A 12,744-nucleotide genomic window follows, 5' to 3' on the forward strand; every position below is an offset into this window, starting at 1 on the left:
TTAAATATTTAGGTCACCATCATTCTTTCCTTCTATAACCCAATTCTGCACCACCGCTTATGGCAAGGGTAGTTCCCGTAATGAATCTTGCTTTATCAGAGAGTAGAAAAACACAGGCGTCTGCTATGGCATCTCCCTCCGGACAATAGCCTAAAGGGTGGATGTCATCCAGGTACTTTTCAATAGAATCTGCATTCGGTTGTTCCTGACTCCAACTGCGCAACATGGGAGTCCACACCCCGGCCGGCATCACCGCATTTACCCGAATTGCATGTTTTGCATAGTCCAAAGCCATTGATTTGGTTAAAGCATTCATGCCACCTTTAGTAGCAGTATAGGCTGCATGATTTTCCTGCCCGATTTCCCCAACCAGACTACTGGTATTGAGGATGCAGCCTTTGCTTTTCTGAAGGGCATCAAACCCAAATCTTGTGGTCAATAAAACGCTTTTTAAGTTGACATTCATGAGCCTGTCCCATTCTTCATCACTGGTTTCGTGTAAAGGTTTGGAAGGGGAGGCAATCCCTGCATTATTGTGGATCACATCTATCCGGCCATATTTTTCTAATGTTTGTTGTATCGCGGTTTTTACTTGCTCCGCATCGGAGATGTCGCAAGTAATTCCCAGGTGCCTGGCATTACCTAACAGCTTTATAGCTGTTGTCACAGGGCCTTCAGGATAGGCCACAATCACTACAGAGGCTCCTTCTTTTGCATAAGTTTTTGCGCATTCCAAACCAATTCCCATAGAACCTCCTGTGAGGAAAATAACTTTATCGGATAATAATTCCATATATTTTTTTTGCGCTTAATTTGTGTGGAATACTTCTTCCATATTGGTCCATATTTCGTGTTTTGCTGCAGCTTCAGGTAAGGGCTGCTGACAAGGATCGGTCTCTTTCCACCAACGTTGTGTGTTCGGGTCTTCTGCCATCTTTTTCATATCTACATCAAAATCTTCTCCTGTATATTCGAAATAGCTAAACAGGTAATATTCATTGTTTATTTTCTGTAGGTAGATGGAATAGTTTTGAATGTGACAGTCTTTTATCTTTTTTAATACCTCTGGCCATGCATGGGCATGAAGCGCTTTATAGGTGGCCAGTTTATCCGCCCTCAGACCGGTTACTGAAGCAAAGCGTTTTACTTTAGCAGGAGTTTTTATTTCCTCCTGGCAGCTCGTCAGGAACAGCCCTGATAGTATCAACATGATTAATTTCAATTTCATCTTTTCTATCTGAATAGGTAATATAAAATCCCTGTTACAACCAGTAGGAGCGCGGACAATACTTTGTAATTTCCTATCCCTCTCCATGCCGTACCCTGTAGTGGTTCCCATGGTGTTTTCCAATACAATCTGGAGCTTTCCGGAGAGTGCTGAACCGGATATATATAAGAAAAAGAGACCTGAATCAGCACACAGGTACAGAACAGGTAAAAAGCCATCATCATAAATGGGATATGCCCGATTATAGATTCAGGAAAGATTTTATTGATGGTAAACACGATCACACCTAATGCTGAACCGATCCAAAGGGTTAGTTTTGCTGATTCCGCAGAGGCGCCTTTCCAGAAAACACCCAGTAAAAACACACAGGTTATCGGTGGTGCAATGTGGGCGATAATATCGTTGATTCCACTGAAAATACTCTCATATCTGTTGAGCAAAGGGAGCAGTCCAAGGGAAAATATCAAAGCCATTGCTGCGGCAATTTTTCCAACACGGATCAGCTGTTTATCTGTTGCAGTAGGGCGGGAGCGCTGGTACATATCGTAACTGACCATCGTAGATATGGAATTCAAGGCTCCCGACACCTGACTCATCAATCCGGATAGCAGTGCCGCAACGAGTACGCCCACTAATCCGGAAGGTAATAACTGGGTAATCATCAGGGTGTATATGCCTTTTGAGTTTACGTTTCCTTTATCATCCAGGCCCAGGCTACTGATGTCCAGGTGGCCTGTTTTGGAAAGTGTGTAAGCAAAAAGTCCAGGCAATACAAAGATGAAAACAGGTAATAATTTAATAAAACCACAGAATAATGGCCCAACACGGGCATGATTCTCATCTTTTGCACCTAGTACGCGCTGCACAATTGTTTGATCTGCACACCAATACCAGATGCCCAATATCGGGTAACCTAAAAATATGGTATACCATGACATACCACTTGGGTCTCCATGAGGACGTAACATGGAAAGTTTATCCATTTCCCCCCTGGTCTTTAGTACTTCAGTCATAGGCTCCCAGCCTCCCATCTTTTGAAAAGCCGCATAGCTGATGATGAAAGCACCGGAAAGGAGTACTATGGTTTGAATAGATTCTGTAACAACAACGGCTTTTAACCCGCCAATAATGGTATAAATTGCAGTGACGATACAAATGACGATAATACTCAGGTACATGTTTAATCCGAACAGCGTTTTCAATACAATACCACCTGCAAGCATAGAAAAAGCAATATGGATGATAATTGCGGAAAACACGGAAATGATGGCCAGCCAATCCCGACTGGATCGGTCGTATCTTTTTTCGAGGAAATCCGGAAGTGTGGCAACACCTGATTTGATGTAAAAAGGCACAAAGAATAAAGAAAGCAGGATGAGGGTAAATGCGGCCATCCACTCAAAATTCCCATTCAGTAAACCAGTATCGAAACCACTTTGAGCCAGGCTCACCAGATGTACGGTGGAAATGTTGGTGGCAAAGAGCGCAAGTCCGATGGCAGGCCATTTTAAAGTTTTTCCGGCCAGAAAATACTCGCCGGCGGCATTTGCTTTACTTTTCCGACGGTGACTGATTCCAGCCCAAAGACCTATGGCCAAAATTCCCAGGATGTATACAATGCTAATGCCTAAGTCTAGAGAGTTTAACATGAATTTTCTGGATTAATTCAATGATTTTAAATCACAACTACTTCCCGGTTCCATTGGCGTTTGATAGACACCGCCCTGAATTTTGACTGGCTGGATGAAATGCTGTTGTAGGTGTGGTATATGCTCCAGAAATAAGGCTTCGTGCCCCATCGAAATGTGGTTGAATAGCACAAGATGCTGGTGCAATTGCCCCATATCACCAACATGAGGAACTACAGGGATATTGAATTTACGGCACAATAAACTCACGGTGATAAATTCACTGACACCACCTACGCGTACAGCATCTACCTGCATGAAACCTGCTGATCCGGTTTGCAGATAGTTTTTAAAAATGATGCGATTGGGCACATGTTCTCCCAGTGCTAGTTTTGTAGGAGCAATGGCTTTTGCCAGCGTAGCATGGGCAAGTACATCGTCGGGATGTGTGGGTTCTTCGATCCAGTAAGGATTCATGCTTTGTAATTCTCCTGATATTTTGATGGCTTGTGGTAAGGTCCATTGCTGATTGGCATCCAGCATTACTTTAATGTCTTTACCGGCCACCTCACGGACAATGTGTGCTCTTCGGATATCCCGTTCGGGATCAGCGCTACCTACTTTAAGCTTCATGGCGGTAAAACCATTCGCTACGGCCCTTTTACAGTTCTCCCGAACTTGATCATCAGGATAATTAAACCAGCCAATAGAGGTGTCGTATCCAGGATATCCACGTTCAATTATGCCCAGGCGTTCAGATTTGCTATTGATGTTGTCTTCTAGTAACACCAAGGCTTGTTCTCTCGTTAATTCATCTTCCAGATAGGAAAGATCCAGGGTATTGAGGATTTCCTGGGCATTTAAATCTGTCAGTAGTTTCCATAAAGGTACGCCTCTTTTTTTTGCCCATAAATCATAGCAGGCATTAGTGACAGCGGCCAGTGCGAGATGGACAACACCTTTATGCGGACCTAACCATCGGAACTGTTGTTCATTGGAGAATTGATGAAATACTTTTCCGAAATCAGCCATGAGTTCTTCAATGTCTTTTCCTTTGAGCTGTTCTGCATAGAAGGCTGCAGCTTTACAAACCAGGTCATTCCCTTCGCCCAAAGTAAAGGCAAATCCGGTGCCGACAAGACCTGAGTCGTCAATCAGGTTGGTGACTGCATAAGAATAGATAGGATCCCGGTGGATGGCATCGCTTCCTGTACCATTGCCCAGCGGATATCTCACATCGTTAATTTGTATTCGGGTAATCATGTTTGTCGAGGTAGTTTAAATGGTAACAGGTAAGTTTTCTGCATTGGTGTTTAGCTCCAATACAATCACTGAATCATCCTGGTTTGGCATTTGTTCTGGCAACTGAATGGTGATGGCACCATTGACATCCTGTTCATGCTTAATGGCACCTCCTTTTAATAAATAAGCTTTATCTACTTGAACATCTTTCAGAGTCGGGAGGGTTAATTGTGCAGATTTTCTTTCAAAAATATGGATATAAAGTTTATTACCTTTTCGGGTAGCAGCATAGATTTCATTTGGCTTGAAAGGGCCTCCTTTTGTGCCATAAATACTTTCTCCATAAATCTTCAGCCAATCACCCATTTCTTTCAGTCTATTGATCTGACGTTGTTCGATACGGCCATCCATCATCGGCCCTACATTAAACAATAGGTTTCCATTTCCTCCGGAGGTTTTGGCTAAGGTCTGGATACATTCTTTTAGTGTTTTCAATTTATCATTTGGTTTCCATGCCCATTGGTTACAGATGGTCATACAGGTTTCCCATGGATGGTCCATGTTCAGTTCTCCGATTTTTTGCTCCGGAGTGGCATAATCGCCTATGGTTTGTGGAGTTAAATTAGGATGATCAGCACCTTTTCCAGCACCAAGTCTGTTGTTAATGATGACCTTTGGATCTAATTTTTTTAGAAAGGAATAGATTTCAACACCATATTCGTTTTTCCATGGACTTTCCCAATTGCCATCAAACCATAGCATGTATGGCTGGTATTTCGTTACAATTTCCTCTAACTGATTTTTCATGGTGCCAACAAATTTTGTCATATCTGCATTTGGATTATTGACTTTTCCATCTGGCAGATGCACCGGGTAATTGTTGTCATGCCAATCCAGTACGGTAAAATAAACACAAAACTTGATGTCGTATTTTTTGCAGGCTTTCGCCAGTTCGCCTACAATATCTTTTTTATAGGGTGAATTCATGATATTGTAGTTGGAGAATTTTGTTGGCCATAAACAGAATCCATCATGGTGCTTTGCCGTAATGGTCAGGTATTTCATGCCGGCATTTTTTGCTGTTTTTACCCAGGTATCGGCATTAAATAATTGTGGATTAAATTCTTTATACAAATTGTCATATTCATTTGCTGGCACGTTTGTACCTCTGCTCCAGCCGATTTCAGTACCACGTAAGGCAACAGGTCCCCAGTGAATGAACATTCCAAAACGTTGGTCCATAAAATCGTCTAAAACAACCTTCGGCGTTTTTATGGAAGGATCAATGGTATTGTTTTGTGCTTTGCTTTGATAAAATAAAGAAAGTAATACCAATAGGTGGAATAACGGTTTCATTTGGTTTCGGTTTAGTCTGGTTTAAGAAGGACTAATTTATTGCCTTTGCTGTTAGTTAACAATGAACTATACGAGTTTTTTAATGGATTATGAAGTGATGTAAAGAGGAGGGAGTTTTAAATGGCATTGAATAATCCATCATATATATAGCATTGTCCATTGTTTTGATTAATTATTTATTTTAATATTACTTAAGCTGAACTAACTACTCAGCTGCACAAAAGAAACCAAATATATTTATTGTATGCATCGCAGACTATTTTATATAGTTCTCGCGATTGTGGGTATTGTATATGTGATACAAGCCTGCAATTCGTCGGGTAATCAAGGTATCGAGGCGCAAATGCCAGACACAGTCAGCTATAATTTTCATGTTCGCCCGATTTTATCAGATAAGTGTTTTGCCTGTCATGGGCCAGATGCCAATAAAAGAGAAGCGGGTTTAAGACTCGATATCGCGGAAGCCGCTTATAAAGCATTAAAGGAAAATCCTTCTGCACATGCATTTGTTCCTTTTAAACCAGATGCATCCGAGGTTTTTCTCCGGATTTCAACAAAGGATTCTGCACTGGTCATGCCACCAAAATCTTCCAATTTAAAGCTGACTTCGCATGAAATTGCGGTCATAGAAAAATGGATTAAACAAGGGGCAAAGTATGAACGACACTGGGCGTTTACTCCACCTAAATCACCAAAAATTCCGAAAGTCAATACTGAAGATTGGGCGAGGAATGAGCTGGATTATTTCGTGCTGGAAAAACTGGAACAGAACGGAGTAAAGCCGAATCCGGAAGCTGATAAAGAAAGAATTTTGAAGAGGTTGAGTCTGGATCTGACAGGTTTGCCGCCTGGTATTGAGCTGATGGATAAATTTATGGCCGACGCTAGTCCTAATGCCTATGAAAAAATACTGGGCACTTTGATGAAAAGTCCGGCGTATGGAGAAAAAATGGCGCTCTACTGGATGGATGTTGCCCGTTATGCAGATTCGCATGGTTATCAGGATGATAATTACCGTTCTCAGTGGCCCTGGAGGGATTGGGTAATTCATGCATTTAATAAGAACATGCCTTATGATCAGTTCATCACCTGGCAGCTGGCAGGTGACCTGATGCCGAATGCCACTAAAGAACAATTGCTGGCAACCGGCTTTAATCGCAACCATAAAATTACTGAGGAAGGCGGGGTCATTGACGAAGAGTACCGTGTAGAATATGTGACCGATCGTACCAATGCTTTTGGTAAAGCTTTATTAGGTGTTACACTGGAATGCGCCCATTGCCATGACCATAAATACGATCCCTTCTCTCAAAAGGAATATTATGAGGTCTTTGCCTTCTTTAATAATGTCAAAGAAGTTGGGTTGGAATCCACTGTCGGAGGAGCAGAAACTTATGCGAAAAAGCCATTGATGGAAATCAGCAATGAGGATGTAAAAAAGATACTTTCTTTTGTCAACAAACAAGATACGAATAAGCTCATTGTATCGGTGATGGGCGAAAGAGATACTGTACGCAAAACCTATGTGCTCAACAGAGGGGTATATGATGCGCATGGCGCAGAAGTGTTTGCCGGGACACCCAAATCTATATTGTCTTTTGGAAATCAATATGCTAAAAACAGACTGGGGCTTTCTAAATGGTTATTCGATAAACAGAATCCATTAACCGCAAGGGTTTTTGTTAACCAGGTTTGGCAGAACTTTTTTGGCCGGGGCCTGGTTAAAACTTCCGGCGACTTTGGAATGCAGGGAGAGCTTCCTTCTCATCCGGAATTATTGGATTGGCTGGCTGTTGATTTTATGAATCATGGCTGGAATGTGAAAAGATTGGTACAACAGATCGTGAGCTCGGCTACCTATAGGCAGTCGGCTGTTCTTTCTGCCGGGCAAATAAAAACAGACCCTGAGAATATTTTATTGTCCAGAAGTTCAAGGCATAGAATTCCTGCGGAATCAGTTCGGGATGTGGTGTTGGCCAGTAGCGGACTGTTGGTCAAGACCATTGGTGGTCCAAGTGTAAAACCCTATCAGCCGAAAGGTCTTTGGGAAGCGGCTACCTCTGGACGAGGAATTCTCGCCAAATACGTACAGGATCATGGAAATAGCTTATACAGAAGAGGGATGTATACCTTTATAAAACGTACGGTACCTCCGCCTACAATGAGCATTTTTGATGCAAGTAATCGGGATCAGTGTGAAGTTCAACGTTTAAATACGAATACACCATTGCAGGCTTTAGTGATGATGAATGACCCTACTGTTTTGGAGGCATCACGTGTTTTGGCCGCCAGGTTATTACAGGAAAACACCGATGTGTCAGCCAAATTGATTAAGGCATTTCGATTAATTGTTTGCAGGAAGCCAACAGAAAAAGAAATGAAAGTGCTGACTGCTTATTATGCCGATCAGCAAAAGGTATTTCAACAAAAATCACAGGTAGAAAAAGTGCTGGCAGTTGGGGAATATCCTATCCCTCAGAAAATCAATAAGCAGAATCTAGCCGCAATGATGCAAGTCATGATCACCATTTATAATTTAGAAGAAACCATTACAAAAACTTAAGAATATGGAGAAGGATTTTTTAGAACATGGGCTTAATTTCAACAGGCGTCGTTTTTTATCCAGACTCAGTTTAGGGCTTGGTAGTGTGGCTTTGGGTTCTTTATTGATTCCTGATCTGTTTACTGGGGGAATGGATGAAAGCAGTCTGCCCCCAGGTATTCCTGATTTCGCCCCAAAAGCCAAAAGAGTGATTTACCTATTTCAAAATGGGGCACCTTCACAGCTGGAATCTTTTGATTATAAGCCAAAGCTCAGAGAAATGATGGGACAGGAACTGCCTGCTTCTATTCGTTCCGGACAAAGGTTAACTGGTATGACTGCTAATCAGGCTTCATTCCCCCTGGTAGGATCATACTATGACTTTAAACAATATGGAAATTCGAGAGCATGGATTAGTGATCTGTTTCCGTACACTGCAAAAGTAGTAGATGATATTTGTATCATTAAATCCATGCATACCGAGGCGATCAATCATGATCCGGCATTGACTTTTTTCCAAACTGGTGCCCAGCAAGGCAACAGACCAAGCATGGGGGCCTGGCTGAGTTATGGCCTGGGCAGTGAGAATAAAAACCTGCCTGCTTTTACCGTGTTGCTTTCCAGAGGAAAGGGGAATGGACAGGGGGTATACTCTAAACTCTGGACAAATGGTTTTCTGGATTCCACTCACCAGGGTGTACAATTTAGCAGTGGCGAAGACCCGGTGTTGTATCTTAAAGATCCCAATGGGTTGAACAGATTTGAAAGAAGAAAGATGTTGGATCAGCTGGCAGAACTCAACGAAATCTCCTATAAAGAGTTTGGTGATCCTGAGATCAGTGCGAAAGTACAACAATATGAAATGGCCTACAGGATGCAAACCGCAGTGCCGGAAACGACAGATCTGAGTAAAGAACCTGATGATATCATTAAGCTCTATGGACCAGATTGCCTGGTGCCAGGAACATTCGCGGCCAATTGTTTGCTGGCAAGAAAATTAAGTGAAGATGGGGTTCGTTTTGTACAATTATACCACCAGGGCTGGGATCAACACGGGAATCTCCCATCTGAAATGGCCGGGCAGGCGAAAGATGTGGATCAGGCTTCTGCTGCCTTGATTACAGACTTGAAGCAAAGGGGATTACTGGATGAGACCCTGGTGATTTGGGGTGGTGAGTTTGGTCGGACAAATTATAGTCAGGGAGCCATGACAAAAGAAAATTATGGTAGAGATCATCATCCGCGCTGCTTCAGTATCTGGATGGCCGGTGGTGGTGTAAAACCTGGAATTGTTTATGGAGAATCCGATGAATTCGGTTACAATGTAATTTCAAATCCGGTACATGTGCATGATTTTCAAGCTACTGTACTTCATCAACTCGGACTCAATCATGAGAAGTTGACCTTCAAGCACCTGGGACGCAGGTATAGGCTAACAGACGTTTCGGGAACAGTTGTAAAAGACATTTTAATATAAAATATACATGCAAAGAAGAGCCTTTATCAAAAATACTACCATCATTTCTGCCAGCTTTTTTATTACGAAAGACTTATATGCAAAGCCTACAGGACCTGTTTATGGGCATAATGAGATGCTGTATAGATTAGATACCAGGTGGGGGAAATTGAATCCATTAAAAAATCCGGTGAATGATTGTCATGAGATGGTTCAGGACGGAAAAGGAAGGATTATTTTACTGACCAATGAAACTAAAAACAATATTTTAATCTACAACAAATCAGGGAAATTGCTGGAATCTTGGGGGCATGACTTTCCGGGGGCTCATGGACTAACATTGGCCAAAGAAAATGGTAAAGAGTTTCTTTTTATTACTGATACCGATAGGCATCAGGTGTATAAAACAAGCATGGATGGAAAAATCCTGATGACGATTGATTGTCCGATGGAAACAGGTTTGTATAAGAAGAAGGAGGAATTTGTACCTACGGAAACAGCGGTAGCGGATAATGGAGATTTCTTTGTTGCTGATGGTTATGGGTTGCAGTATATTTTTCATTATAGTCCGGATGGTAAACTGCTCAGTTATTTTGGTGGTAGAGGTTCTGAAACTAAGCACCTGGACAATGCTCATGGCGTTTGTGTAGATCATCGTTATGGTACGCCAACATTACTGGTGACGGACCGGACGCGGAATTGTTTCAAACGTTTCGATATGCAAGGAAATTTAAACGAGATCATCCAGCTTCCTGGAGCATGCGTTTGCAGACCTGTGATCAAAAATGACTACCTCTATGCTGCCGTATTGCGCTCACCAAACCTTGACCAGGCTGGAACTGGTTTTACAACAATTTTAAACAAGAAAAATCAGGTGGTTTCCAATATTGGGGGGAATGCACCGGTTTATAAGGATGGTATTCTTCAAATCATGAGTCAGGGGGAAAAGATCTTATTAAACCCTCATGATGTTTGCGTGGATGACGAGGAGAATTTGTATGTCGCCCAGTGGGCTTCTGGTAAAGTCTATCCCTATAAATTTACAAGAATATAGGTTTTATTGATGTGTGTAACTATTGTTTATGGGTATGACTTTTAAAGGTTTTGCAGCGAATTTGCTGTTTGCAGCCAATATTTTTATTCTCTTCTTACTTGTTTTTAGTGATCAAATGATCATTCCTTCTTGGTTACAGCCCTTGGGAAGAATGCATCCTATGATACTGCATTTTCCAATTGTTTTGCTGATGCTGGCCATGCTAATGGAATTTTTTCGCTTCAAAGAAGCCTATCTTAATGAACCCTTATACCAGAGCTTTACTACTGGTTTACTACTGTCCGGGGCATTGCTTTCATCAATCACTGTCATCATGGGCTTAGTGCTATCAAAAGAGGAAGGCTATTCCGGAACTGTATTGCAATGGCATAAATGGACAGGAGTAGGCCTTGTTTTTATAGCTTCCATTATCTATTGGTCCAGAAATGCATTCTGGTATAAAGCTACTTTCGCTAAAATCGGGGCAATGATTACTGTTCTTTGCTTAATTCTTGCAGGGCATTTTGGCGCCTCTTTGACCCATGGTGATCACTTTGTATTGGAACCAGTTATGGTATCGGAAGAACCAGCAAAAGTTCCCCTGGCTCAGGCTAAAGTATTTGAAGATGTGATTATGCCTATTTTCTCACAGAAATGTTTGAGTTGCCACAATCTGGAAAAGGCGAAAGGAAGTTTGATGATGGATAATGTAGTTTCCTTAATGAAAGGAGGGAAAACCGGGAAGTTATTCATTCCCGGGAAACCAGAAATCAGCTTATTGCTGGAGCGGATACACCTCCCAATGGATGATAAAAAGCACATGCCTCCTAAGGGAAAAAATCAATTGACTGCTGAAGAAATGACGGTGTTGAAACTATGGATTAAAGGGAATGCTGAGTTAAAGAAAAAGGTCATTGACTTGCCTATACAGGATTCTTTAAGGATTTTATCGGCTACTTTTCTGGCGCCTGCCGCAGATTCGGAGCCAACGTACGACTTTGCTGCTGCAGAGGAAGCAACGATTAAAAAATTAAATAATAACTATCGGATTGTGTACACACTGGCTAAGGAGTCTCCTGCATTGGCAGTTAATATATACAATAAAAGTGTTTATAAGCCAGAGGCCTTAAAGGAACTGAAAGAAATTAACAAACAAATAGTTTCTCTGGATTTAAAGGGAATGCCCGTTCGTGATGAAGAATTGAGCACGATTGCAGACTTTACGAATCTGAGCACATTGAACCTGAATTTTACGGGTATTACAGGTGCAGGATTGAAAACATTGCAGGGATTGAAAAATTTACAAAGTTTGTCCTTATCGGGCACTAAACTCACTTTTAGTACAGTAAAACCTATGATGGGGATGAAAAGGCTAAAAAAACTTACTTTGTGGAATACCGGACTCAGTGCCGGGGACTTACAACAATTGCAAAAAGTAAATCAGGATGTGGAAGTAATTGCAGGTTTTAAGGATGATGGTAAGCATCCCATTCGCTTAAATCAACCCAGAATACTTAATGAGGTCGCGGTGTTTAATAAGGATTTGGCAATCAGGATGAAACATCCTATTAATGGGGTTCAGATTCGTTATACCACAGATGGTTCTGAGCCTGATAGCCTGAAATCCAACTTGTTTGACCAGCAGATTTTGCTCAAAGAAAATACCAGCTTAAAAGCTAAAGCTTACAAAGAGGGCTGGTATGGAAGTGAAACCATTACCGCTAACTTTTACAAGAGCGGTTATCAACCGGATACGACCATTTTTCTGCTTCCGGCTGATGACAAGTATAAAGCAGGGGGCGCAAAGGTGTTCTTTGATCACCAGTTTGGTGATTATGAAGTTAATTCGGGTAAATGGATTGGTGTACGACAGAATAACCTGGAAGCCCTGATGGTTTTCAAGCGTCCGGTGAGGATGGAATCTGTCGTATTGAATGTAATGAGATTGATTCCTAGTTATATTTTTCCTCCTGTAGGCATGGAGATTTGGGGAGGTTCCGAGAAGCATAAACTTCGTTTGCTGAGCACTGTAAATCCGGAAAGTACACTTAAGAATGCGGAACGTGCCATGATCAAAGTGGAAGGGAAGTTTAAACCTCAAAACATTAGCTATTTAAAAATTGTAGTCAGGAATCTGAAGAAACTTCCGGATTGGCATCCGGGAAAAGGAGAGCCGGCATGGGTATTTATTGATGAGATTCTGTTGAATTAATTAACAAGGATTTTACTGGGAAAGGAATAATCAATTCGTATCTTGGT

Annotated in this window: 9 protein-coding genes; 4 read left to right on the forward strand and 5 right to left on the reverse strand. The window is 41.8% G+C overall.

The features are described from left to right. Nucleotides 1-19 precede the first annotated feature (19 nt). Genes R2Q94_RS19225 through R2Q94_RS19245 form a run of 5 tightly spaced genes read right to left on the reverse strand, consistent with a single transcriptional unit; the run spans nt 20 to nt 5,454 of the window. Nucleotides 20-793: an SDR family oxidoreductase gene (locus tag R2Q94_RS19225; protein WP_316823105.1), complete on the reverse strand. Its 774-nt coding sequence runs from the start codon at nt 791-793 to the stop codon at nt 20-22. A 15-nt stretch (nt 794-808) separates the two neighbouring features. Next, the gene (locus R2Q94_RS19230) at nt 809-1,228 is read right to left on the reverse strand and encodes an L-rhamnose mutarotase (RefSeq protein ID WP_316823106.1); all 420 of its coding nucleotides are present in this window, start codon (nt 1,226-1,228) and stop codon (nt 809-811) included. A 5-nt stretch (nt 1,229-1,233) separates the two neighbouring features. Further along, nucleotides 1,234-2,877: a sodium:solute symporter gene (locus tag R2Q94_RS19235; protein ID WP_316823107.1), complete on the reverse strand. Its 1,644-nt coding sequence runs from the start codon at nt 2,875-2,877 to the stop codon at nt 1,234-1,236. Nucleotides 2,878-2,889: 12 nt separating this feature from the next. Further along, entirely contained in the window at nt 2,890-4,119 is a 1,230-nt protein-coding gene (locus R2Q94_RS19240) for an enolase C-terminal domain-like protein (RefSeq protein WP_316823108.1), read from the reverse strand. Nucleotides 4,120-4,134: 15 nt separating this feature from the next. Beyond that, nucleotides 4,135-5,454 carry an alpha-L-fucosidase gene (locus R2Q94_RS19245; protein WP_316823109.1) on the reverse strand — a complete coding sequence of 440 codons (1,320 nt, stop codon included), beginning with the start codon at nt 5,452-5,454 and terminating at the stop codon, nt 4,135-4,137. 244 nt (nt 5,455-5,698) lie between these two features. Here R2Q94_RS19245 and R2Q94_RS19250 point away from each other — a divergent pair, with 244 nt between their 5' ends. Genes R2Q94_RS19250 through R2Q94_RS19265 form a run of 4 tightly spaced genes read left to right on the forward strand, consistent with a single transcriptional unit; the run spans nt 5,699 to nt 12,697 of the window. After that, nucleotides 5,699-8,017, forward strand: a complete 2,319-nt coding sequence (locus tag R2Q94_RS19250) for a PSD1 and planctomycete cytochrome C domain-containing protein (protein ID WP_316823110.1) — start codon at nt 5,699-5,701, stop codon at nt 8,015-8,017. A 4-nt stretch (nt 8,018-8,021) separates the two neighbouring features. Beyond that, entirely contained in the window at nt 8,022-9,473 is a 1,452-nt protein-coding gene (locus tag R2Q94_RS19255; RefSeq protein ID WP_316823111.1) for a DUF1501 domain-containing protein, read from the forward strand. Between the two features lie 7 nt (nt 9,474-9,480). Next, nucleotides 9,481-10,506 carry a hypothetical protein gene (locus R2Q94_RS19260; RefSeq protein WP_316823112.1) on the forward strand — a complete coding sequence of 342 codons (1,026 nt, stop codon included), beginning with the start codon at nt 9,481-9,483 and terminating at the stop codon, nt 10,504-10,506. 28 nt (nt 10,507-10,534) lie between these two features. Continuing rightward, nucleotides 10,535-12,697, forward strand: a complete 2,163-nt coding sequence (locus R2Q94_RS19265; RefSeq protein ID WP_316823113.1) for an FN3 associated domain-containing protein — start codon at nt 10,535-10,537, stop codon at nt 12,695-12,697. Nucleotides 12,698-12,744: the final 47 nt, after the last annotated feature.

The sequence above is a fragment of the Pedobacter gandavensis genome (assembly GCF_032678465.1).
In the GTDB taxonomy this organism is placed as follows: Bacteria; Bacteroidota; Bacteroidia; order Sphingobacteriales; family Sphingobacteriaceae; genus Pedobacter; species Pedobacter gandavensis_B.

Bases quoted from the DNA above. Each gene is read 5' to 3' on its own strand.
- R2Q94_RS19240 (WP_316823108.1), bottom strand. From the start codon at position 4,119: ATGATTACCCGAATACAAATTAACGATGTGAGATATCCGCTGGGCAAT.
- R2Q94_RS19230 (WP_316823106.1), bottom strand. From the start codon at position 1,228: ATGAAATTGAAATTAATCATGTTGATACTATCAGGGCTGTTCCTGACG.
- R2Q94_RS19250 (WP_316823110.1), top strand. From the start codon at position 5,699: ATGCATCGCAGACTATTTTATATAGTTCTCGCGATTGTGGGTATTGTA.
- R2Q94_RS19255 (WP_316823111.1), top strand. From the start codon at position 8,022: ATGGAGAAGGATTTTTTAGAACATGGGCTTAATTTCAACAGGCGTCGT.
- R2Q94_RS19260 (WP_316823112.1), top strand. From the start codon at position 9,481: ATGCAAAGAAGAGCCTTTATCAAAAATACTACCATCATTTCTGCCAGC.
- R2Q94_RS19225 (WP_316823105.1), bottom strand. From the start codon at position 793: ATGGAATTATTATCCGATAAAGTTATTTTCCTCACAGGAGGTTCTATG.
- R2Q94_RS19245 (WP_316823109.1), bottom strand. From the start codon at position 5,454: ATGAAACCGTTATTCCACCTATTGGTATTACTTTCTTTATTTTATCAA.
- R2Q94_RS19235 (WP_316823107.1), bottom strand. From the start codon at position 2,877: ATGTTAAACTCTCTAGACTTAGGCATTAGCATTGTATACATCCTGGGA.
- R2Q94_RS19265 (WP_316823113.1), top strand. From the start codon at position 10,535: ATGGGTATGACTTTTAAAGGTTTTGCAGCGAATTTGCTGTTTGCAGCC.